Source organism: Shewanella sp. NIFS-20-20 (assembly GCF_019209865.1).
Lineage (GTDB): Bacteria > Pseudomonadota > Gammaproteobacteria > Enterobacterales > Shewanellaceae > Shewanella.
The window spans coordinates 1-22,847 of sequence record NZ_JAHUTT010000032.1 but is presented as its reverse complement, the minus strand read 5'-3'; the positions used below and the strand labels follow the sequence as shown (position 1 = coordinate 22,847).

General features: G+C 48.9%; 17 protein-coding genes. 6 read left to right on the top strand and 11 right to left on the bottom strand.

All coding sequences use genetic code 11. From position 1 onward, the window contains the following. The first annotated feature begins 134 nt into the window (after positions 1 to 134). Both dnaE and tilS read left to right on the top strand, forming a co-directional pair. The gene (gene dnaE, locus KU855_RS11335) at positions 135 to 3,608 is read left to right on the top strand and encodes a DNA polymerase III subunit alpha (RefSeq protein ID WP_218530399.1); all 3,474 of its coding nucleotides are present in this window, start codon (positions 135 to 137) and stop codon (positions 3,606 to 3,608) included. 103 nt (positions 3,609 to 3,711) lie between these two features. After that, the gene (gene tilS / locus KU855_RS11330) at positions 3,712 to 5,082 is read left to right on the top strand and encodes a tRNA lysidine(34) synthetase TilS (protein WP_218530398.1); all 1,371 of its coding nucleotides are present in this window, start codon (positions 3,712 to 3,714) and stop codon (positions 5,080 to 5,082) included. Between the two features lie 38 nt (positions 5,083 to 5,120). Here tilS and KU855_RS11325 read toward each other — a convergent pair whose 3' ends face one another. Next, positions 5,121 to 6,005, bottom strand: a complete 885-nt coding sequence (locus tag KU855_RS11325; protein ID WP_218530397.1) for a GGDEF domain-containing protein — start codon at positions 6,003 to 6,005, stop codon at positions 5,121 to 5,123. 207 nt (positions 6,006 to 6,212) lie between these two features. On the opposite strand from KU855_RS11325, the gene KU855_RS11320 reads away from it, so the two are divergent. Next, positions 6,213 to 8,153: a monovalent cation:proton antiporter family protein gene (locus KU855_RS11320; RefSeq protein WP_218530396.1), complete on the top strand. Its 1,941-nt coding sequence runs from the start codon at positions 6,213 to 6,215 to the stop codon at positions 8,151 to 8,153. Here the strand turns inward: KU855_RS11320 and KU855_RS11315 are convergent, their stop codons facing one another. Continuing rightward, positions 8,154 to 8,759, bottom strand: a complete 606-nt coding sequence (locus KU855_RS11315; protein ID WP_218530395.1) for a TetR/AcrR family transcriptional regulator — start codon at positions 8,757 to 8,759, stop codon at positions 8,154 to 8,156. Between the two features lie 132 nt (positions 8,760 to 8,891). Between KU855_RS11315 and KU855_RS11310 the strand changes: the two genes are divergently transcribed. From KU855_RS11310 to KU855_RS11300, 3 genes are read left to right on the top strand one after another with little or no spacing between them, the layout of a single operon-like run. Beyond that, positions 8,892 to 9,791, top strand: coding sequence for a virulence protein (locus KU855_RS11310; protein WP_218530394.1), 900 nt, complete (start codon positions 8,892 to 8,894; stop codon positions 9,789 to 9,791). 17 nt (positions 9,792 to 9,808) lie between these two features. Continuing rightward, positions 9,809 to 10,891, top strand: coding sequence for a BamA/TamA family outer membrane protein (locus KU855_RS11305; protein ID WP_218530393.1), 1,083 nt, complete (start codon positions 9,809 to 9,811; stop codon positions 10,889 to 10,891). Position 10,892: 1 nt separating this feature from the next. Further along, entirely contained in the window at positions 10,893 to 11,960 is a 1,068-nt protein-coding gene (locus tag KU855_RS11300) for a DUF4056 domain-containing protein (RefSeq protein ID WP_218530392.1), read from the top strand. Between the two features lie 37 nt (positions 11,961 to 11,997). Here KU855_RS11300 and KU855_RS11295 read toward each other — a convergent pair whose 3' ends face one another. The 9 genes from KU855_RS11295 to KU855_RS11255 all read right to left on the bottom strand — a co-directional run bounded on the left by KU855_RS11295 (position 11,998) and on the right by KU855_RS11255 (position 22,579). Then, positions 11,998 to 13,128, bottom strand: a complete 1,131-nt coding sequence (locus tag KU855_RS11295) for a patatin-like phospholipase family protein (RefSeq protein ID WP_218530416.1) — start codon at positions 13,126 to 13,128, stop codon at positions 11,998 to 12,000. A gap of 346 nt (positions 13,129 to 13,474) precedes the next feature. Next, the gene (locus tag KU855_RS11290; protein ID WP_218530391.1) at positions 13,475 to 13,933 is read right to left on the bottom strand and encodes a peptidylprolyl isomerase; all 459 of its coding nucleotides are present in this window, start codon (positions 13,931 to 13,933) and stop codon (positions 13,475 to 13,477) included. Between the two features lie 183 nt (positions 13,934 to 14,116). Next, positions 14,117 to 15,832, bottom strand: coding sequence for a proline--tRNA ligase (locus KU855_RS11285; protein ID WP_218530390.1), 1,716 nt, complete (start codon positions 15,830 to 15,832; stop codon positions 14,117 to 14,119). Positions 15,833 to 15,907: 75 nt separating this feature from the next. Then, positions 15,908 to 16,558 (bottom strand): DapH/DapD/GlmU-related protein, encoded by a 651-nt coding sequence (locus KU855_RS11280; RefSeq protein ID WP_218530389.1) that lies wholly within the window; start codon positions 16,556 to 16,558, stop codon positions 15,908 to 15,910. Beyond that, positions 16,558 to 17,283: a tRNA (N6-threonylcarbamoyladenosine(37)-N6)-methyltransferase TrmO gene (gene tsaA, locus KU855_RS11275; RefSeq protein WP_218530388.1), complete on the bottom strand. Its 726-nt coding sequence runs from the start codon at positions 17,281 to 17,283 to the stop codon at positions 16,558 to 16,560. The genes KU855_RS11280 and tsaA overlap by 1 nt, the downstream gene beginning before the upstream one ends. A gap of 5 nt (positions 17,284 to 17,288) precedes the next feature. Then, a complete protein-coding gene (rcsF, locus tag KU855_RS11270) occupies positions 17,289 to 17,672 on the bottom strand; it encodes an Rcs stress response system protein RcsF (RefSeq protein ID WP_218530387.1) in 384 nt (127 codons plus the stop codon). A gap of 58 nt (positions 17,673 to 17,730) precedes the next feature. After that, the gene (locus KU855_RS11265) at positions 17,731 to 19,005 is read right to left on the bottom strand and encodes an amidohydrolase (RefSeq protein ID WP_218530386.1); all 1,275 of its coding nucleotides are present in this window, start codon (positions 19,003 to 19,005) and stop codon (positions 17,731 to 17,733) included. After that, complete coding sequence (locus KU855_RS11260; protein ID WP_218530385.1) at positions 19,005 to 22,046, bottom strand: amidohydrolase family protein; 3,042 nt, start codon at positions 22,044 to 22,046, stop codon at positions 19,005 to 19,007. The genes KU855_RS11265 and KU855_RS11260 overlap by 1 nt, the downstream gene beginning before the upstream one ends. Before the next feature lie 140 nt (positions 22,047 to 22,186). Then, positions 22,187 to 22,579, bottom strand: coding sequence for an H-NS family nucleoid-associated regulatory protein (locus KU855_RS11255; RefSeq protein ID WP_218530384.1), 393 nt, complete (start codon positions 22,577 to 22,579; stop codon positions 22,187 to 22,189). Between the last annotated feature and the right edge of the window lie 268 nt (positions 22,580 to 22,847).

Sequence of the window (22,847 nt, the reverse complement as noted above, 5' to 3'; positions counted from 1 at the left end):
TTTTATTATGACAGTCGTATCAAGTTGTTAACTCTAGGCGGTGTCGTGGTTGAGATGACGCGCTTTTAGTTTTGGCGAACTCGGCGTGTCATGTTATCTTTTCCGATTCGATTGACTAGAGTAGTTAAGGTCCCATGTCTGAGCCGAGATTTGTCCATTTACGTGTCCATAGTGATTATTCCATGAGTGATGGCGTTGCCAAGGTCAAACCGATTTTGGCGCGCGCAGAAGCCTTAGGAATGCCAGCCTTGGCCTTAACGGATCAAACAAACCTATGTGGCTTGGTCAAGTTCTACAGTGGCTGTCATGATAAAGGCATCAAGCCGATTATCGGCAGTGACTTTTGGATGCGAGTGCCCGCGTTTGAGGATGAACTGTGCGCCATTACTGTGTTGGCCATGGATAATGACGGTTATCAAAACTTAACTCAGTTAATCAGTCAGGCGTATTTACGCGGACATGTGCAAGACCGCGCGGTGATTGATCAGCAGTGGCTGGTGACTTACGGCAAAGGCATTATTTTACTGTCTGGCGGTAAAGAGGGTGATGTCGGTAAGGCCTTATTAAAAGGCAATATGACTCAGGCCAACAGCTTGTGTGATTTCTATCAGCAACATTTTCCCGATTGTTTTTATCTTGAATTGCTGCGCACCGGTCGCGCCGACGAAGAACGTTATCTCCATGCTGCCATTGCCTTAGCCGATGAACGTCAATTACCTGTGGTCGCGACCAATCAGGTGGTCTTTCTCAAGCCTGAAGACTTTGAGGCCCATGAAATTCGGGTGGCCATTCATGATGGCTTTACCTTAGCCGATCCTCGTCGTCCTAAAAAATACAGTGCCAATCAGTATTTACGCACCGAAGATGAAATGTGCGAGTTATTTGCTGATATTCCTGAGGCGCTTGAAAACTCAGTAGAAATTGCCAAACGCTGTAATGTGACCGTGCGTTTATATGAGTATTTCTTGCCGAACTTTCCAACCGGTGACTTATCCATCGAAGATTTCTTGGTGGCTAAATCTGAAGAGGGTTTAGAAGAGCGCTTGGCATTTTTATTCCCCGATCCTCAGGTCAGAAGCGACAAGCGCGGCGAATATGACGAGCGTTTAGCCATTGAGCTTAAAGTGATTAACCAAATGGGATTCCCCGGTTACTTCTTGATTGTGATGGAGTTCATTCAATGGGGTAAAGATAACGGCATTCCCGTTGGCCCTGGCCGTGGCTCGGGGGCCGGGTCGTTAGTGGCGTATGCCCTTAAAATTACCGATTTAGATCCCTTAGAATTTGATTTGCTGTTCGAGCGTTTCTTGAATCCTGAGCGGGTATCTATGCCCGACTTTGACGTCGACTTTTGTATGGATAGACGGGATGAGGTGATCGATCACGTGGCCGAATTGTATGGTCGTGATGCCGTATCGCAGATCATTACATTTGGAACCATGGCGGCAAAAGCGGTCGTGCGTGACGTCGGGCGTGTGCTTGGCCATCCTTATGGTTTTGTTGACCGTATTTCTAAAATGATCCCCGCGGAACCCGGCATGACCTTGGCCAAGGCCTTTGAGGCAGAACCCGGGTTGGTGGAAGCTTATGATGCCGATGAAGATGTTAAAGATCTTATCGACATGTGCCGTCAGCTTGAAGGGGTAACCCGTAACGCCGGTAAGCACGCCGGTGGGGTGGTGATTGCTCCGACTAAAATCACTGATTTTGCTCCGCTCTACTGCGATAGTGAAGGTCACTTCCCGGTGACACAGTTTGATAAAAACGATGTTGAAACTGCCGGGTTGGTGAAGTTCGACTTCTTAGGGTTACGGACGCTGACGATCATTGATTGGGCTCTGGGCATGATCAACCCCCGCTTGGCGAAAATGGGTAAGCCGCCGGTGGACATTGCCGCCATTCCCATCGGTGACCCCAAGTCTTTTGCCATGCTAAAGCGTTATGAAACCACGGCGGTATTCCAGCTTGAATCTCGCGGCATGAAGGATTTGATCAAGCGGCTTCAGCCTGACTGTTTTGAAGATATGATTGCTCTGGTGGCCTTGTTCCGTCCTGGGCCACTGCAATCAGGCATGGTTGATAACTTTATCGATCGTAAACACGGCAATGAAGCGGTCTCCTACCCGGATGAAAAGTGGCAGCATGAGAGTTTGCAGCCGATCCTTGAACCGACATACGGCATTATCTTGTACCAAGAGCAGGTGATGCAGATTGCTCAGACCTTGGCCGGTTATACCTTAGGTGGCGCGGATATGTTGCGCCGCGCCATGGGTAAGAAAAAGCCTGAAGAAATGGCTAAACAGCGCGCCGGCTTTGAGCAAGGCGCAGTCGATAATGGCGTCGATGGCGAATTGGCGATGAAGATCTTTGACTTGGTGGAAAAGTTCGCCGGTTATGGATTCAACAAATCTCACTCGGCCGCGTATGCCTTAGTGTCGTACCAAACCTTATGGCTTAAAGCCCATTACCCGTCGGAGTTTATGGCCGCGGTGATGTCGGCGGATATGGACAACACAGATAAAATCGTCACCTTGGTCGATGAGTGCGAGCGGATGGGGCTCACTATCATTCCGCCGGATGTTAATAAGGGCGAGTTTAAGTTTACCGTCGATGAGCAGTTACGCATTGTTTATGGCATCGGCGCGATTAAAGGTGTCGGCGAAGGCCCGGTGGAGTCTATTCTAAACGCCCGTCAAAATGGGCCTTTTATTGACTTATTTGATTTCTGCGCCCGAGTTGACTTAAAGAAACTCAATAAACGAGTGATTGAGCGGTTAATTCAGGCCGGCGCGTTAGATAATTTAGGCCCACATCGTGCAGCGATGATGGCCACCTTGCCAGAGGCTATTCGCGCCGCTGATCAGCATGCCAAAGCCGAGGCGATTGGTCAGGGCGATATGTTTGGCTTACTGAACAGTGAGCCTGAAGATAGTAAGCAGCAATTTGTTGAGTGCCCTAAGTGGCCAGATAAGATTTGGCTCGAAGGCGAGCGGGAGACCTTAGGTTTATACCTGACCGGGCATCCAATAAATCAGTATTTAACCGAACTGAAGCATTACACCAGTGGCCGCATCAAAGATGTGCATCCAACTGAGCGGGGCAAAACGGCCAAAGCCGCAGGGTTAGTGGTGGCTACGCGGGTGATGATGACCAAGCGCGGCTCCAAAATGGGCTTGGTGACCTTAGATGATAAGAGTGCCAGACTCGAGGTGATGCTGTTCACTGAAGCCTTTGAAAAATTTGGCCACTTGTTAGAAAAAGACAAGATTTTGATTTGTGAAGGCGAAGTCAGCTTTGATGATTACTCTGGGGGTAATCGTATGACGGCGCGTAATATCATTGAGATCAGTGAGGCGCGTAGCCATTTTGTGACCGCCTTAGAAGTCGATATGGATGCGAGTCGTATTGGCCTTGATGGCCTCAATCAATTTACTCAGATCTTAAGTCCTTGGAAGCAAGGGGCCGTGCCAGTGAAGATTAATTATCATCAGACGCAGGCCTCCGGTCAATTTGTCTTAGGTGACGATTGGCGAGTTAACCCGACCGACGAATTGGTGTTGGCGTTACAAGGATTATTAGGGCCTGATAAGGTGCGTATTTTGTTTTAGCGGCCGCTTGAGCCAAGGTGGGGAGTGCAGCAGCAACTCGCGGGTTGATTCCAACCTAACGCGCTGCGCGACTTGTTTAGCCTACATGTTACAGAGGTAAGTTATGTCGTCGGCATTGATGGCGCCAGTATTGGCTCAATTTGAACTGGGACTCAGTGCCTTGCCACCTAAGCTCGGTCGCACGCTGTTTATCGGTTATAGCGGTGGGGTGGATTCCGAAATGTTGGCTGCCGCCGCTGCAGCGTATCAAGCTCAGCATCCTGAGCAAACCATTTGGTTAGTGCATGTGCATCATGGCTTAAGTGATCATGCTGATACTTGGGTTGCGCATTGCCAAGCGCGCGCTCAACATTATCAATTGCCCTTAACCGTGCGCCGAGTGGCACTCAATCAAGCCGCGGGCCAAAGCCTTGAGGCGCTGGCGAGAGACGCGCGTTATCACGCCATCAGTGAGTTAATGCGTGGCGACGATGTGTTACTCACCGCTCACCATGAAGACGACCAACTCGAGACTGTCCTGTTAGCCTTAACCCGTGGATTTGGCCCGTTAGGGTTGAGCGCCATGGGGGCTTTGCAAGCCTTTGATGAGGATAAATGGCAGTGTCGCCCCTTTTTAGCGGTGAGTCGTCAGCAGTTAGAGTCTTGGGCCCAGCAACTAGCCATCCCCCATATAGATGATGAGAGCAATCAAGATACCCGTTTTGATCGCAACTATTTACGCCACGAGATTATTCCTCGATTAAAACAACGTTGGCCGGCGATAGCTCGCACCGCCTCTCGTAGTGCCAGTTTATGCGCCGAAGAATATGCCTTACTCGAGCAAGAGGTGGATAGTCGATTAGCCAAGGTGATCCACACATCGCCACTCAATGGCGACAGTCTCTCCATCGAGGCCATGGCGGCGTTCAGCGAGTCATGGCAGATGCAAATCTTACGGCGTTTTATTCAAATGAATCACTGTCCGATGCCAAGCCGAGTGCAATTGCAACAAGCCTTGATGCAAATGCAGATGGCCAAAGAAGATGCCAAGGTCTCGCTGCAGGTCTCTGGCTGTATTTTGCGGCGTTTTGCTGGCAACATCTTTGTGGCCGTGTCGCGGCAAATCGAGGGCAGTAAACCGAGGCTCTGGCCGTTGACTGACGCGGTGGTGTCAGTGCGCATCGGTTCACTGCAATGGCAAGTGAGCTTTGTGCGTGACGGGCTGCGTTGTCGCGCGCCACGCCAAGATGAGCGGGTTGAGCTTAAGTATTGGGGCGATGATGATATTAGCGGCCGTTTGCGTTGCCACCCAAGTTTTCGGCGGCAAGGACGTGAGTTGAAAAAAATGTGGCAAGAACTCGGTGTCGCCCCTTGGCTGCGGGATGACATCCCGTTAATTTTTTACAATCACAGGTTAGTGGCTTCAGGTTTATGGGTAGAACGTGATGCGCTTGTCAGCGATGACGCCCAAGGGTGGCAATGGCAGTTGCTTTAGGCGTTTGGCTGATTATTGCCAAGCTTCATTGATTGGCCTTACGGCTCTATACTACGAGCCGTGTGCTTACCGCTGGCCTTGGCTAGGTATAACGCTTTATCGGCCTCTTGATATAATTGGCTGGCTGTTGCGCCGGCTTGCCATTGGGCCAAACCGATGCTGACCCCTATCTTGGCGGAGATGCAGTGTTTATCGGCTTTGACATCATTAAGGATGCGATTTGCTAATAAATGTGCGCCGCCAAGTGGTGCATCGAGCAAGACCACAAATTCATCGCCACCAATTCTAAATCCCTTATCGGTATCTCGCAGTTGCTTGGCTAAAATGTCGGCAAATTGTTGCAGTAATACATCGCCTTGTTGATGACCTTGGTGATCGTTAACTTGTTTAAAGTTATCTAAGTCTAACACCATCAAGGTTAATGGCAGGCCGTTGCGACCGCTACGAGCTAACGCTTTATCTATACTGATCTCAAAGGCGCGGCGATTTCCTAACTGAGTTAGGCTATCGGCCATGGCTTGATCTGACACCTGGCTGTGGATGATGGCATTGTTGATGGCTGGGGTGAACCAAGACTCCAGCAACTGCAATAAGGCTAATGCCTCATTGGTTAATGTCTTTGGCATGTAATATTGCACGCTGATATTGGGCGTAAGCGTACGATGACATTGCTTGCCAGATTGTCTTCCCCATAAGCATTTATTGCCGTGATAGTGTAATTTTAAGCCGATGAGCGGCAACCACTGGCCGACAAGTTGGCCGTAAGCGCTGACGACATGTTCGGGCGCTAGGCTTGCATGTAAGCGCTGAATAATGGCCACTTGCTCTTGGGTGGATAATGCTGATGGGGCGTCATCAATCGAGCAATAACTCTGAGGATTTATCGCGCGAGTGGTTAGTGGTAGTTGGATGACAGTGTTCATAATCTTCCCCTTAGGCGCTGATGATCTTGCTAACGCCTGTGATTCACCGACGATTGATGTATTTAACAAAGCAATCTTTGTGCCTATTTTGTAATTAATTAAATTTGTCTTTAGTTGTCATTCAGTTACTCTGTTACATATGATTAACTTTACGCCGTCGAGCGGCAAAATTTTGCCACTGGCATTTTTTTGACAGAGGGAGCCACAGTGGAACATGCATTCTTATTAAAGATTTTATTGATGCTCGTCATCGCGATTGCTTCCATTGCTTGGTTTCGCCGCCTTGGCTTGCCCGCAATTTTGGCGTATCTGTTAACTGGGATGCTTAGCGGCCCTGGTGGCTTTGATTGGTTTAGCCAGCAGCAAATGCAGTCTGTGGCTGAACTTGGGGTGGTGTTGTTGATGTTCACCTTGGGGCTCGAGTTCTCGTTACCGCGCCTATTAGCCATGCGTCGCACTGTGTTTGGCTTAGGTTTTGCTCAGGTGTTTGTCACTTCGGTGTTAGTGATAGTGGTGGCCTTAGGCATCGGCATGACCTTAGTTGAGTCGATTATTATTGGCGCTGTAATTGCGCTGTCGTCGACCGCCATTGTATTAAAACTGCTCAATGAACAAGGTTGGCTTAAACGCCGCCATGGCGAACTCTCGGTCAGTGTCTTGTTGTTCCAAGATATTGCGGTGATCCCTCTGTTGATCTTATTACCTTTAATGGCCAATGATGGTCAACCCACAGATTATGCCGCCATCTTTATTGCCATGGTCAAAGGGACTGCCGCCTTTATTGCCCTGATGGCTTTTGGCCGCTGGGCCTTGCCGAAATTATTTGATGAGGTTGCCCGCTCTCGCTCCAACGAGTTGTTTGTGTTGACGACACTGGTCGTGGCGATTTTAACCGGCGTCTTTACCCATTGGTTAGGATTATCCATGGCACTTGGGGCATTTATGGCGGGAATGCTGTTGGGGGAAAGTCAGTATCGACGCCAATTAGAGGCTGATATTCGCCCATTCCGTGACTTGTTGATGGGCTTGTTTTTTATATCCATCGGCATGCTGCTCGATCTGTCGTTGGTCTTACCTTTTTGGTGGCAAGTCTTGGCGATATTAGTGGCGGTTGTAATCGGCAAAATGGCGATTCTCTACGGCATACTGCGCTTTAGTGGTGAGTCGTCAAAGATTGCCGCGACCAGTGCCATCACCTTAGCGCAAGTGGGGGAGTTTAGCTTTGTGGTGTTGGCCTTAGCCGTCAATTATCAATTACTCAATGACGAAACCAGTACCATTTTAGTGATGGTCGCCGTGATCTCCATGGGATTAGCGCCGGCGTTGATCCGTCACAGTGGCCAATTATTAAGTTTATTACCTGCACTTGGTCAAGATGTTGATAATCAGGCTGTTTTGGTAAAAAAGAACAAGGCGCAGGTGTTGATTTTAGGCTATGGCAGGGTCGGGCAAACGGTGGCGCGCTTTTTGCGTTCAGAAGCCGTGCCTTATGCGGTATTGGATTTGGATCCGACCCGAGTGTCTGAGGCTAGGGTCGCCGGTGAACCAGTGTTGTTTGGCGATGCCTGTAAGCGCAGTATTTTATTAGAAGCCGGCATCACTGATGTGAATATGCTAGTGATCAGTTTTTGCGATGGCCGCGCCTTAGAGGAAGTGTTACCACTGGCTCGGGAACTAGCACCTGAGTTAACTATCTTAGTGCGCACGCGCGATGATTCTAATATGACCGAATATGAACATGCGGGCGCGAGTCAAGTGATCCCCGAGTCGTTAGAAGGTAGTCTGATGTTGGTGTCGCAAGTCTTGTATAAATGTGGCGTGCCGTTAACGCGGATATTAAAACGACTGGAATCTGAGCGACGTAATCATTATCAATATTTACATGGGTTTTTTAGCGGTCAAGAAACCGACTTTACCTTAGAACAATTGCATGCCGTCGCTCTGCCTGCCTCGGCTTGGGCTGTCGGTAAATCCTTAGCCGATGTACCTATTGCGCGGCTGCGAGTCGATATTCGAGCGATTCGCCGCCAAGGTGAAGAAATCGAACATCCGCCGCAAGACTGGCAGATGCAAGCCGGTGACATTTTATTGCTGCAAGGTAAGCCTCGTCGGGTCGAACGCGCCGAAGGCTTCTTACTCGAAGGCTAATTAGGCGATATCCTTGTCGCCATACGCTGCCAGAAACACTTGGGTGATTTCATCGACCTTATCGTGATTGCTATCTTCAGATACCGACTCTATTTGAAACAGCATCGGCCATAAGAAGGCCCCATTAAATAGGCTTTTCAAGGTGCGGTTCATCGCTTCGATATTGCCGCTAAGTTTGCCTGCCGCGCTGGCTGCCGCTATCCACTCATCAAATGAATGATGTTGCGATTGAATAAAGCCTAATAATTGCTGTGCCATGGCCGGTTGCTGTAAAAATTCGGTCAGCATCATCCTAATAGTCTTCATATTTTCGCCCGAAGTCAGCTGTGACTGCTGTTGGTCGAGGAGCGCCACCAATTGTTGCTCCAGGCTCATGCCGGGGTCATAAGGTATTTCTGTGGTTGGCGAATGGAGCTTTTGGTGTAAGTCCAACAATACCGACTTAAACAATTCAAGCTTATTCTCGAAGTGACGATATAAGGTGCGTTTTGAGACGCCAGCATCACGGCAAATATGATCCAGATTGGCTGCTAGATAGCCTTTACTGATGAACTCCTGCTTGGCTTGCTTCAATATGGCCAGATGTTTTAGTTCGGACAATCTCATGTCAATTTATCGTTATATCTTGTCTAAATCACAGTGGTGAGAAAGTACACTTATAAGTTTACTTTTTCAAGCGGTGTCTCTAAAATATCGGGTATTAACTTGCCTATTTAATTGAATGCCAACGGAATGCCAATGAGTTCAACTCGATACCTGCTTGCCCCTGTGATCGCTTCAGCATTATTTTCACCCAGCTTGAGTGCCGAAGCTTGGTTACCCTTGTTTGCACACGAAGCCATCGCTAAGGGCTATGAATTGCCTAAACCTTTTGGCGTGAGCTTAGGAGCCATGCATGTTGAACAGGGGATCGAAGTTGATAGCATTGGTTTTAATGGCTTAAATCACCCCTTGTTCCCCAATCGTCCTTTAGCCGATGATGCCATCGATATCAGTGCCGAACCGGGCGAACAACAAAGCCAAGTTTATTCTTTACGCGCCGATGCTTGGATTTTGCCCTTCTTAAATGTTTATGCGATTGCCGGCAAGATGTCGGGCTATACCGAGACGCGCGTGCATGTGAATAAAATCAATATTTTCCCTTTGCCACCCCTCACTGATGGCTTGCCGGTATTTGATTTTCGGCTCGATCTTGACGGTTATCTTTATGGTGGCGGTATTGTCATTGCCGGCGGCGTTGGCAATTGGTTTACCTTAATTGATGCCAGTATCACCCATACCCGTCTCACTGTGATTGATGGCAACATCGAAGCATTCGTGTTGTCACCTCGGCTCGGCTATGACTTTAGCGATCGCGGCGTGCCACTGCGTGTATGGGTGGGCGGTATGTATCAGGAAGTCGAGCAGCACCTCAGTGGCTATATCTCAGATTTAGATTTAGGCCCAAAGGGCAATCAGCTGATCAAACTGGTGGATGTTAAGGGGCAAGCTCGCTTTGATGTTGAGCAGCATCTGACCACCCCATGGAATACCTTAGTGGGATTTCAGTATCAAGTGAATAAGGATTGGTCCGTGTTAGGTGAAGCAGGCTTTGGTGGGCGTAAGAGTGCCATGTTGTCACTGGAGTACCGTTTTTGAGGCCATGGGCATTATTGATGTTGAGCGTCGCTGTCAGCCCAGGAGTCAACGCCGATTGGTTGGATGATTTATTGACGGATCTTGGCGGAAGTGAACAGGTCGATCTTAGCCAAGGCATTGATTGGGGAGTGTTACCCGGCCCCTTCGTTAATCCAGTGCAAGGCTTTGGTATTGGGGTCGCGGCCATTGGCTTATATTCGCCGCCGCAACGCCAACCTGAGGTGCAGTTATCCACCTTGAGCGTTAAATCCTTTGTTTCCAGCTCAGGCTCTTATGGCATAGGTGTCGAGAATCGCAGCTATTTTGCTGATGATACCTGGCGCATGGGACTTGATGCCTGGTTAAGTCATTCACCGCGAGACTATTGGGGGATTGGGCGCGCGGCCGCCTCTGACAGTGCTAATCAAACGGCTTATGATGGCCAAGTGTTTGAATTGTCTCCATCAGTCAGTTATCGCTTAGTGGCCAATACCTATGTGCAATTAGGTTGGGAGTATCAATCGGTAACAGGGTTATCGGCAACCGGCCCCGCCTTGTCTACGGAGCAATTACAAGACGCTCGCACCAGTGGCTTAAGTGTGTCGCTGGCGTACGATAGCCGCGATTTTGCCCCTAACCCAGAGCGTGGCAGTTTATTGGAACTCAAATACCTAGACTATGGCCGCCGCTTGGGATCAGATTTTGATTTCTCCAAGACCGCCATAAACTTGCGCCATTATCACCGCATCGACGCCAGCCATATTCTGGCCGTTGAGGTCTATGGTGAAGGCGCCCATGGTGATGTTCCTTGGTTTGAATTGCCGCAACTGGGCAGTGATGCTCGCATGCGCGGCTACTATCAAGGCCAATATCGCGATAACTACTATCTCAGCAGTCAAGTAGAGCTACGCCAGTCGCTTACCCCTAGGCATGGATTTGTTTATTGGCTGGGGGCGGGCAATGTGGCTGGCGATTGGTCGGGATTATTTAAGCAAACATGGTTGCCGTCGATAGGTGTGGGTTATCGTCTGGCCTTTAAAGAGCGCGTCAATATTCGCTTAGATGTTGGCATCGGCAAGGACAGTAGCGGCGTGTACTTTCATATTAATGAAGCGTTTTAAGATGAATAAAACATGGGTGGCAACATTATTTTTCGGGGTTGGTCTGTTATTAAGCGTCAAGACGTTTGCCGTTGATGCGCCAGTTGGTGTTCGGCCCTGCTGCGCTTTTGGCACCGAATTAAAGGCCAAAGTCGGGCGGATTCAGGTACCATTTTTTTCGTTATCCAATGTGGTCGCCATCGATGACTTAGGTCAGCATCAATACAATGATGGCAGCCAAGGGGTTGCCAGTAGCTTATTGGGAATAGCGAGTGAAACCAATGGCCTAATCTATACTCGCCGCGGTGGCTTTATTGATACCGCACATGTGCGCGATACCGCGGATTACACATATTACTTATACCACCAGTTGTGGCCCCATGTCGGCACCGACCATCAATTGGATTTATTTGATGAGTTAAGAACCCGGCGTATTCAACTGCACGCGGTTGAGGGGGTGTTAGATAATGACAGTAAGCGACAATTAGGATTAGCGCTCGCCAGTTCATTAGCGTATCAGTTGGCGCAATGGCATGAAGTGGCGCAATGGTTTGGTTTAACTTCCGTTGGCGGCTGGTCAGAGTTGGCTTCGGCGTTTTCCCCAGAAGACTTATATTCAAACATGCAGGGCGCATTACTCGCCAGGGATATATTGCAAGCATCACCGCTGCTGGATATTGATAGCTTTAGTGAGCAATTGACGCAAGCCTTAGCCCAGCGCTTACAACGGTTAGGCGCGCAAGATAGCGCGACCACCAAAGCCAACATCGAGGCGCTTGATGGTGCTTGGTGGAACAGCCAATTACGTTTACCCGATAAATGGGTGCTGCAACGGCGTGACTATCGATTAGCCTTTAGCTTACTGCCTCATGGTGCAGAGGATGGTCAAGTGCAATCCTTGCCAGATAACCTCTTTCAATATGGCGAGTTAATCTTGGTTGCGAGCGCTAACGAAGGGCACTTTTCGGCATTACCCGCAGCACTCCGGCAGCAGTCGCAGTGGCAGCATCAAGATATTCGCGCCTTAGCCGCATGGGCGAGAGGGGAAGATCTTAAGCAGGCCGCCACCGCCGACATTTATGACCATTAACGGTTGCAATGGCCCTAAGGTGATAGCCGTTAACGGGTTAGGAGGGTATTTGGAAGAAGTGTTTGATTTCGTCCAATTGGCACATGGCATCTTGATAGCCTAACTGTACTAACTGGCGGGTATATTCTTTTTCAAATAACAAGTAGGACAAGATGCTTGAGTCTGAGTCTTGATTGACGCCCAAGACTTTCAGCAAGGTGCGCACGGCTTTTGGCATTTGCAGGTAGTATTTTGCGGCAATTAAACTCATATCTTCACTGGGCTTAATGACTAAGGTCTCGACGGGTTTTAACGACAACGATTGTCGACTGGCCGTGGGAATTTGACTTAAGGTTTGATTGACTCGATGCAAACGTTCTAAATCAGTATTTAAGGTGTCAGAAAAGATGCTATCTAATAAGTGGCCAGCGACCCCAGCGAGACGAGGATGATGAGGCAAGCTCACCGCTTGCTCCTTGTGAACACTTTCTAAATTAATCACAAATAACTTATCGGCGCCTAAGTGGATCGGGCTCGACAATGGCGCTTGTTGATGGATAGAGCCATCGCCATGGTAACTTTTACGAATTTTTATGGATGGAAATAAAGTGGGGATAGCGGCACTGGCAAGTAAGTGTTCGGTATATAAGCGTTGGCGAATGCCGAAGCGTTTATGGCGTTGCCAATTGGCCACCTGATGTTGCGCCTGAAAGAAACAATAATTGCTCGCATCGTTATAGCAGGAGGTTTCAACACTGACGGCGCGTAAAAACCCCAATTGTATGTTGCGATCAATTCGCTGAAAGTCGATGACCTTTTCGAGCAGATGCCGTAATGGCTCATTATCGAGCAGGCTGCCAGCATCGGGAATGACGTTATCGTTTTGTAAGCCTCGAAGCATCATTTTAAGTAAATGGTGCCCCACCGCTCGATAGGATGCGCCGTAAATATGTGCGGTTTGCATATTGCGCCACACCCATTCTAATTTACGCACCCCTAAGTGAAAACAACTGGCGTAACTGGCCATGGCAGTTCCATTGATGGCTCCTGCAGAGGTGCCACATATGACAGTAAAGGGAATACCGTGGTTTCGGGGGTAAAGCTGGACAATGGCTTTTAATACCCCGACTTGATACGCGGCGCGCGCACCACCGCCGCCAAGGACTAGCCCAATCGTCGGTGCTGGCATCGCGAGTTTGTCGATGGCTTCGCGGGCAGAAACATCCACTGTTGTGGTCATACTCACCCCTGAGTTTATTCTTCGCTTAATTAAAACTTAACTCAGAGAGGGCGACTCTACCACTCTATTTAGCAAACATTTTTAGATAGCGGCCTGTTGGCGGCAGCGAGTGCGTTGACGCTTTGATGGTGGCGAAGGTGAGTCGTTAAGTGCGAGCAGACGTGTCGCGCCGTTAGGCGAGTGACTAGTTGCTTTGATGTCAGTATTCGCGGCCATTGGCGCGCTGGCAGGCATAGAGCGAGGATGACATTAAAATGACTCAAGCTGATACTTAAGTACCAGCTTGAGGGCGCGCTTAGTGAACGTGACCGTGGGAGATTTCTTCCATCGTGGCATCACGCACATCGCGAACCGTACCGGTAAAGGTCAAGGTTTTTCCTGCCAACGGGTGGTTGGCATCTACGGTGGCTTCCGTGTCAGTCATGGCGGTAATGGTGACGGGAATATCACCTTCTGGTCCTTGGGCAGAGAAAGACATGCCGACTTCGACTTTTTCAACCCCAGCAAACGCTTCTAGCGGCACTTGCTGAACATTGTTGGCATTGTATTCACCATAGGCATCTTGCGGGGTGACGGTCACATTAAAGGTATCGCCTGCTTGCTTACCTTGCAGTGCTTGTTCAAGGCCCGGAATAATATTGCCAACACCGTGTAAATAGCTCAGCGGCTCACGGCCTTCAGAAGAGTCGATAAGGTGTTCATTTTCATCAACCACCAAATAATCTATGGTGACCACTTTGTTTGCTTCGATCATATTGCCGTCCTGTTGTTAAGGCATGGATTGCGGCGAATGGATGTTGGCCAATCAAGGACAACCCGAAAAGAGTAGCGATAAATTTCACTTACCTGATATAAGGTAACAGCTTGAACGCCATATGTTAAAACAAAAAAGCCCTTATTCGACATGCGAATAAGGGCTTGCTTAGATCAACATCTATTATCGTGGTAATTGTGACTTAATAAAGTCGACGATTTGATCAAATGGGATCTCTTGCTTTTCACCGGTACGACGGTTTTTGTACTCGAACACTTGGTTATCGATATTGCGATCGCCAATGACGATGACATGCGGCAAGCCAATCAGTTCCATGTCGGCAAACATCACACCTGGACGCTCTTTGCGATCATCAAACAAGACCTCAACCCCAGCGGCAGCCAAATCGGCATACAATTTCTCTGCTACATCGGTGACGCGATGCGATTTATGCATGTTCATTGGCAGAATACCCACTTGGAATGGGGCAATAGCGTCTGGCCAAATGATCCCGCGGTCATCATGATTTTGTTCGATAGCGGCGGCGACGATACGGCTCACACCCACGCCATAACAACCCATCAGCAGCACTTGCGACTTACCATTTTCATCCAGCACGGTGGCGTTCATGGCGGCCGAGTAATTGGTGCCTAATTGGAAGATGTGACCGACTTCGATACCGCGGGCAAAGGCATATGTGCCTTGGCCATCTGGCGTCACTTCACCTTCAACTACATTGCGTAAATCAAAGGCGTCAGCCAGTGGCAAATCGCGCTCCCAGTTGACGTTAAATACGTGCTTATCATCTTGGTTAGCACCGGCCGCGAAATCGCTCATGACCGCGACGCTGTGATCGATAAAGACTGGGATGGTTAAACCGACTGGGCCAATAGAACCTGGACCTGCGCCAATCACATCACGAATTTCAGCGTCAGTGGCAAATTCCAGTGGCGCGGCGACTAATGGCAGTTTGTCAGCTTTTACCTCATTGAGTTCATGATCGCCACGAACCACTAATGCCACGAGCGGGGCATCATCGGTTGCGCCACGAACAATCAAGGTCTTGACGGTACGAGTAATGTCTAAATCAAACTGCTCAACTAATTCAGCAATGGTTTTGGCATTCGGGGTATCGACCACTTGCATGTCAGCGGTTGGCGCTTGACGCTCAGTGGTTGGCATTGGTGATTCAGCTTTTTCAATGTTAGCCGCATAATCGCTAGCGGTAGAGTAGGCGATTAAGTCTTCACCACTGCCCGCGAGCACATGGAATTCATGAGACATGCTGCCACCGATAGAGCCGGTATCAGCCAGCACAGGGCGGAAAGCTAGACCCATGCGGTTCATGATATTGCTATAAGCGTTATACATAGAATGATAAGTATCATCCATGGTTTGCTGATCTAAGTGGAAAGAATAGGCATCTTTCATTAAGAACTCGCGCGAACGCATAACCCCAAAGCGTGGGCGCACTTCATCGCGGAACTTGGTTTGGATTTGATACAGGTTCAGCGGTAATTGCTTGTACGAGGTGACTTCTTTGCGAACCACATCGGTGATCACTTCTTCATGGGTTGGGCCCAGAACGAAGTCACGGTTATGGCGATCTTTAAAGCGCAGTAATTCAGGACCAAACTTGTCCCAGCGGCCAGTTTCTACCCACAAATCTGCCGGCTGAACCATAGGCATCAGCACCTCGATGGCCCCTGCATTATTCATTTCTTCACGAACAATGGCTTCCACTTTGCGTAAGACACGCAGGCCGGTAGGCAGGTAGCTGTATAAGCCAGAAGCGTTACGACGGATCATGCCGGCGCGAAGCATCAGCTGGTGGCTGATCACTTCGGCGTTAGCAGGGGTTTCTTTCTGTGTTGATAGTAGGTATTTGCTGACTCGCATTACCGATTTCCCAGTATGAAATTAATGGCCGCCATTTTATCACTAGGAATAGTCTTGTCACCTGAAAAGCCAATATTAATTTGCGCTCATGTGTTGCGCTAATGCTGGCTTGTCGCGGCGATCACCGATAATGCGCCCAGGGTTACCCGCCACAATCGCAAATGCGGGAATGTCTTTACTGACAATGCAACCCATACCGATGACGGCGTGATCGCCAATGGTGACGCCATCAACAATTCCTGCCTGCGCGCCAATCCATACATCTTGGCCTATTATCACGCCTTTAGAATGAGATTTTTGCTGATAAATCGGGGCATTGGGGGCCATGCCATGGTTAAAAGCATAAATGGTGACATGATTGGCAATGCGGGTTTGCGCGCCAATGATGATGCCTTTACTGCCGCCATCTAAGGAGCAGCCATGGTTTATTGCCACTTCGGCGCCGAGGGTGATGGGGCCATGAATAAAGCACTGGGCGGCGATCATGCAGCGATCGCCGATGGTGATATCACGGCTGGGCTCGGCAAAAATTTCCGCTTCAGGGGCAATAAAACAGTCCTGACCAATAGTCACGGTTTCGAGCGCCATTAATTGGGCTTGCACTTGCGCTTGCCAAGGTTTGGCCCAAGCCTGATGCTTGGGTTTGAGTGAAAAATATAACCAAGGCATCCAAGATAAGCGTTTTTTATGCTGGGTTTGGTAATCGGCAGGGGCAGGAAAGCTCATTAGGCATCCACAGTCTTAGCCGGAATAATGGCAGTGACTAAGGCGGCGCCGGCCTCGATTTGCCACAAAATATCAAGATCATAAAGGGCTACTTGGTAGCCTTTAGGGTCATGTTTGGATTTTTTGTATGCTGGGCGCGGATCTTGGGCTAACACGGCTTCAATCAAACTCATCAAGTCGATTCTGTCAGGAGATTGGGCATACTTTAGGCCTTGTTGCCGCGCTTGTTCACTAAAGTGCACTTCGATTTCAGCCGGCGCATCATGGGCGATACCGCCTTCGGCGTCAGCTATCGCATCTGAAAACGGGATATAGGGTTTGATGTCAACCACGGGCGTGCCATCGAGTAAATCCATGCCAGAAATTTCTAAACACAGTTTACCGTGGCGGGTGACGATGCCATGCAGTTTGACCACAGATTGCCCGATGCCATTGGGTCTAAAGGTTGAGCGGGTGGCAAACACCCCCATTTTCTCATTGCCGCCTAAGCGCGGGGGGCGCACGGTGGTTTTCCACCCTTGCGCTAGATTTTCATGAAAACAGAATAACAACCAGATATGACTGTATTGCGCTAAACCACGGACACAATCGGCATGATTAAAAGGCGCAACCAGCTCGACATAACCGCGAGCCGAAACCAGTCCCGGTTGTCTTGGAATGCCAAATTTTTGTTTATACGGGGTGTGGCATACGGCCACCGCTTGTAACTGACTCGCAAACGTCATGATGTTTAATCTTCTTGAGTAACCTTGATGGCTTGGCCAATGCATTGAATTCTTGAAATACAGCCGTCGGCTTCATTGCTAAAGCTCACACAATTATTGAGCATGACCCCATTGCCACCGATGTCGGCGGTGTGGCGGCGTAATTGCGTGCGCGCTTCGGCTTGCGAGGCGGGCGGGTCATTGGGGTTGAGCTGACAAGACTCACCACTGACCATAGCTAAGCGTTCAAACAGACCTTGGGGGGCTTGATCTCGGGTATAAAGGCTGACATCACCGGCTTTAAAGTAGTCGTTAATGGCCGCGCTATTAAGGTTGGACTGAAAACTATAATCGCCAGCACAGCCCGCTAATAGCATTAGGCTTGCAGCACCAAGGGTGATGTATTTCATAAGGTATTCCCATCAATGGGTGAGGGCGGCATCGCTGCCGCCCTTAGAAGTGTTTAGTTTAGCGATTCAAATACTTTTGATAAAGCTGCTTATGACGGTTATTCAAATCTACCGCGCGGCCATCAATAAACAGAGCGTCAATGTTATGGCTTTTGGGGTCAAAAATATCGCCACTACTAATGATAAGGTTAGCGTGATTACCGACTTCCAAGGTGCCCATGAATTTTTGCCCCATGATTAACGCTGGATTTTCGGTAATGGCTTTAAGCGCAACGTCTGCTGGCAGGCCGTGGGCAATGGCTTGAGCGGCGGCAAAGGGCAAGTTACGACTGTCCCAATCGCCAGTATAGCCAATGGCAAAGGGAATATTGGCCGCTTGCAGTAAACTTGGAATGCGATAGGGCAAGTCGATGGGGTCATCTTTGCGCATTGGCATTGACAACATGTGGGTATAAACCACCTTGGCGCCAATTTCATTGAGATTGTTGGCCGCTCGCCACGCATCATAGCCACCGACAATCACGAGCTTGAGGCCATATTGACGAGCTAGTGCCCCCGCCGCTTCAATTGCACTGAGCTTGTCGGCGTGCACAAACAAGCTGGCACGGCGCTCAAAGAGCGGCACCATGGCTTGATAACTCTGGTGTTTATCGGTGAGGGTGCCGGCTTGATGCGCGAGGAAATAACGGTAGCTGGCCTCAATGTTTTGCTCGAGTTCTTTGATGCTGTTTTTGAGAGCTAGGGCTTGCTGCTCTCGCGCCTCGGGCGTGGCCGCGGGCCATCGAATCGTTGGCCACACTAAATGCAATTGCCCTGGGGTAGAAAGCTGCGCATCCTCGATGTTCCAAGCATCCATATTCACTAAAATGCTTTGACCCACGAGGCCATCGCCGGTGGGCACCACTTGTGCGTGAGTAATGCCATTAGCACGCACGGTTGGAATGATTTCCGAATCGCTATTAAACGCAGTGGCGCTAGACAGTTCGGGATTAAAATTGCCAATTTCGCCTTGGTCTACGGTCGCCCGTACCAAGGCGATTTCAGTTAGGCCTATTTGAGTGTTGAGTGCGATTAATCCCGGATAAAGATGTTTGCCACTGACATCGATGACGTGGGCATTCGCTGCCTCTAGGTCTTGGCCAATGGCACTAATTTTGCCATCGTTAATCAACAAGTCGGTGTCCATCAACACCCCTTGATTGACCGTATGTAAGTGGCCACCTGTGAATAAAATGGCTTGGGATTGCGGCTTAGCCGGCACCATATCGTGGGCTGCTGCGGGCCATGCTAGGCTCGCGAGGGCCAATAAGACGAACGCTTTAGTTGATGACATTATCTATGATCTCCATTAAACAGCTGCTGAGCCTTCGCATGTTGATAATGGCTATCACAGTGCCATTCTGGTTCGATATTAATGATTTCAGCATCCCCGTCTCGACGCTTGGTATCGGACTGCAATACCTGCTGAATGAGCTTGGCTTTTTCGGTGATGATCTCATGTTCCATCTGTTGATTTTGCTGGCGATCAAAGTAGCGACGGCCGTCTATCCACACCGTTTGGGTTTTGGCATACACCGACAAGGGATAATCACTCCACAAGACGATATCGGCGTGTTTCCCCACTTTGAGTGAACCTACCATATGATCGACGCCCAATTGCTTGGCAGGATTAATGGTTACCATATTCCAAGCGTCGATATCCGACATGCTGCAATACATGATGGACTTGGCGGCTTCTTGGTTAAGGCGGCGCTGCATGCTGTAATCATCGGAATTCAGTGAGGTGACGACCCCTTTATCGTTGAGTAAGCAGGCATTTTGCGGAATGGCATCATAGACCTCAAACTTATACGCCCACCAATCAGAAAAAGTCGATGCGCCGGCGCCAGCCGCGGCTAATTCATCGGCCACCTTATAGCCCTCTAATACATGGGTAAAGGCACTGACGTTAAAGCCATAAGTCTTAGCCAAACTTAAAAACATCAAGATTTCAGATTGAACATAGGAATGAATATGAACATCGCGTTTGCCATTGGCGACTTCGTTAATGGCTTGTAAGCGATAATCGATGCGCGGCGCAATGGTGCTATTCTTCGAGCGATTGGAGGCTTGCTGCCAAGCGTATTGCTGCTGTTGATACTGTTTGGCGGCATCAAAAGCATCCACCATGACGGTTTTGACTCCCATTCGGGTTTGGGGGAAGCGAGTCACATATTCATCGCCCCAATGACTCTGCTTAACATTCTCGCCGAGGGCAAATTTAATGGCACCTGGCGCCCCGATAAATTTCAAATTGTTGGCGCTTTCTCCCCAGCGTAACTTAATTAATTGGGCCTGACCGCCAATGGGGTTAGCACTACCGTGCAGCAATTGGGTGGTGGTGACGCCTCCAGCTAACGATTGATAAATATTGAGGGAGTCAGGATTGAGCACATCACCAATGCGAACTTCTGAAGTGACCGAATTAGTGCCTTCATTGACGCCACCATTGACGGCAATATGAGAATGTTCATCAACAATGCCCGCGGTCACATGTAACCCTTGTGCGGGTAACAGTGTGAAGCCCTTCGGGGTGGTTAGTTGCTTTCCTATCGCACTAATTTTGCCGTTCTCAATCAGGATATCTGTCTCAGGCAAGATCCCGCTCTGCTCCGAGGTCCACAACGTCGCGCCTTGGATATGCAGTTTTTCGCTGCTGGGTAATTGCGCGCGGCCATAAGCCCCATTGGGAAAAGTGATGGTAAGCGGGTCATCGGTGAGTGTCTTGGCGGCCTCTGAGGGACTGGCCTGAGGGGCGATACGGGTACCGCCTACTGGCGTTGGGTTGCCGTCGGCGTTATAGACCCGGCCATGGACGCCAGAGTGATCAAACCATAAGATAAAACGCGATACGTCATCGCGAGTATCATCGAGGGCGACTGCGAAACTTAGGCGCTGGTTATCAAGGGTGGGCGCGATTAACCCAATATTATGCTCGGCGACTTGCAGGCTACTGTTGGCGAGGGTTTGAGGATCAAGTGCCAGTACCAAGCTATGATCGCCAAACTCCAATTGATATTCGCCAGCGAGGTTGGCTTGGGTAGGGGTTAACTCACTAAAGTTGGCTTGGCCTTGTAAGTAGACCCCGACAATGTGGCCATCGGTGAAGATATCCCCTTTAGCCACCACAATATCGGCAAAGTAGCCGGCGGCTAACTTACCGGCTTTATCGTCAATGCCTATCATGCTGGCTGGCACGCTTGTTAAGGCCGCTAATGCGGTGCTAGGGGCTAACCCTTTAGCGACGGCTAATTGCACTCTTGGCCAAAACTCTTGGGGTTCTAGCCCATGTTGGGTCAGGGCAAAGGGGATATTGGCACTGGCTAATTGGGCGGGATTAGAGGGGGCACTTTGCCAGTGACGCAATTGGGCTAACGAGGTATCTAGCGCAATATCGGCGTCTTCAACCTTTGGGGCGGCTGGAAAATTAAGCGGAACAATGAAGGGGTAATTCAACGCTTTAATTTCATTTAAGCGAGCATACTCGCGCCCAGAGGCGATTAAAATACCGGATAATTGTTGCTGGCGGAGTAAGGCGCCGGCCCGTAATACATTATTGAGATCGCCACCGTTGAATATCCAATCTTGCTGCCATTGTGCAGCAATCGCTTGCCAGGCACTATTAAAAGCTGGTGCTAATGCTTGTTGGCCAAAATTGGGTTTGTTGCGATTGTCTTTTAACCACAAACTATCGGAAAAGGTTTGACGAATTAAGGCAATGGCTCCCATTAATGACTCGGGGTAATCCATTGGCGATGAGCCTTTATTGAACGAGAGTAACGGATTACTATAGGCATTAATAATAGCTTCATTTGCCGGTTTTTGTGCCAGCGATACCACACTACTTTGCCCTTGAAAAAGGCCATCATGCTTTGCGGTTTGAACACTCGTAAATCCATTTTGTTGCCAGTTCTTGGCGGTGGTTGGATTGGGAGAAAAATGTTGAACCCATTTTTGTTGTGCATGAACCGCGGTATTAGGGGCTTGTCCACCTAAAGTATTAACCGAATAAACTGGGCCATTAATATCTGGGTAGGTGTAATTAAACTCGATGCCATATTCGGTGAAGGGGTCAATAAAACCTGGCAGTAACACATAACCTTGCATATCGATAATATGCGCATCCGTAGGAATGGCATCGTTATTGATCACATCGATCACTTTATTGCCGGATATCAATAGGGTGGCATTATTACGTTTTTCAGTGGCTGAAATATGTATTTCTGCATTTGTTAATGCCGTTACAGTTTCAGTGTCAGGGGCTAGCGACGGTTTTGCCATTGTCGGCAGGCTGAGTGCGCCTACGACCAATAGCCAATAATGCCTAGTTATCATAGTTAACATGCAAACCAATAAGGGAAGATGTTACAAATGTTATCGGAAATCGGGTGTGAGGGCTAGTTGCGTTTTGTAAAGATGTTATACAAAAAAACCCACAGGAAAACTGTGGATTTTAGCGAGGCAGGCGAAATGGACTAGATTAAGAAGTCTTCCATTTTACGGCCTTGTTTAAGTTCGTTGGCGAATACTTTTGGCATGCGACCTTGACCCGTCCAAGTAATAACTTCACCGTCAACAGTAATAGTGTATTTTGCTGGGCGAGGAGCACGCTTTTTAGTTTGAGCTTTAGACGCTACGGCACCTAAATCATCAATAGACAAACCGACTTCTTGCATTTGTTTACGAATTTCTTCAATTTTTGCAATGCGTTCAGCCATCAATGCTTGTTCTTCTTCAGCGCTGGCTTCACGGTCAACAATAATTGCATTCAGTTTTTCCGCGACTTCGCGAAGTTCATCTAAAGACAGATCTTTCACATTGGCTTTGAAACGACGGGCATGGGTTAGGATTTCTAAAAAGTCACTCATAGGATAGGTTCCACTCAATTTATTTATCAGCGATTATATCAACTGGATAAATAATAGAAACTAATAAGGTTGGGATCAAATAAAACTTAATTAAAAACATAAAAAAAAGATAACTTATTCTAAAATGGATAGGTTAATAAACGGCGTTGTTGATCAAATAGTTCACGTAACGTACTGATCTAATGACACTTACTCTAATTACTCAACTCGGTAACTAACAGGCATACCTAGTCTTATGACTTTGTTCATTGCCTTGACGTTAGCTAAC

Bases quoted from the DNA above. Each gene is read 5' to 3' on its own strand.
- dnaE (WP_218530399.1), top strand. From the start codon at position 135: ATGTCTGAGCCGAGATTTGTCCATTTACGTGTCCATAGTGATTATTCC.
- tilS (WP_218530398.1), top strand. From the start codon at position 3,712: ATGTCGTCGGCATTGATGGCGCCAGTATTGGCTCAATTTGAACTGGGA.
- KU855_RS11325 (WP_218530397.1), bottom strand. From the start codon at position 6,005: ATGAACACTGTCATCCAACTACCACTAACCACTCGCGCGATAAATCCT.
- KU855_RS11315 (WP_218530395.1), bottom strand. From the start codon at position 8,759: ATGAGATTGTCCGAACTAAAACATCTGGCCATATTGAAGCAAGCCAAG.
- KU855_RS11310 (WP_218530394.1), top strand. From the start codon at position 8,892: ATGAGTTCAACTCGATACCTGCTTGCCCCTGTGATCGCTTCAGCATTA.
- KU855_RS11305 (WP_218530393.1), top strand. From the start codon at position 9,809: ATGTTGAGCGTCGCTGTCAGCCCAGGAGTCAACGCCGATTGGTTGGAT.
- KU855_RS11300 (WP_218530392.1), top strand. From the start codon at position 10,893: ATGAATAAAACATGGGTGGCAACATTATTTTTCGGGGTTGGTCTGTTA.
- KU855_RS11295 (WP_218530416.1), bottom strand. From the start codon at position 13,128: ATGCCAGCACCGACGATTGGGCTAGTCCTTGGCGGCGGTGGTGCGCGC.
- KU855_RS11290 (WP_218530391.1), bottom strand. From the start codon at position 13,933: ATGATCGAAGCAAACAAAGTGGTCACCATAGATTATTTGGTGGTTGAT.
- KU855_RS11285 (WP_218530390.1), bottom strand. From the start codon at position 15,832: ATGCGAGTCAGCAAATACCTACTATCAACACAGAAAGAAACCCCTGCT.
- KU855_RS11280 (WP_218530389.1), bottom strand. From the start codon at position 16,558: ATGAGCTTTCCTGCCCCTGCCGATTACCAAACCCAGCATAAAAAACGC.
- tsaA (WP_218530388.1), bottom strand. From the start codon at position 17,283: ATGACGTTTGCGAGTCAGTTACAAGCGGTGGCCGTATGCCACACCCCG.
- rcsF (WP_218530387.1), bottom strand. From the start codon at position 17,672: ATGAAATACATCACCCTTGGTGCTGCAAGCCTAATGCTATTAGCGGGC.
- KU855_RS11265 (WP_218530386.1), bottom strand. From the start codon at position 19,005: ATGTCATCAACTAAAGCGTTCGTCTTATTGGCCCTCGCGAGCCTAGCA.
- KU855_RS11260 (WP_218530385.1), bottom strand. From the start codon at position 22,046: ATGATAACTAGGCATTATTGGCTATTGGTCGTAGGCGCACTCAGCCTG.
- KU855_RS11255 (WP_218530384.1), bottom strand. From the start codon at position 22,579: ATGAGTGACTTTTTAGAAATCCTAACCCATGCCCGTCGTTTCAAAGCC.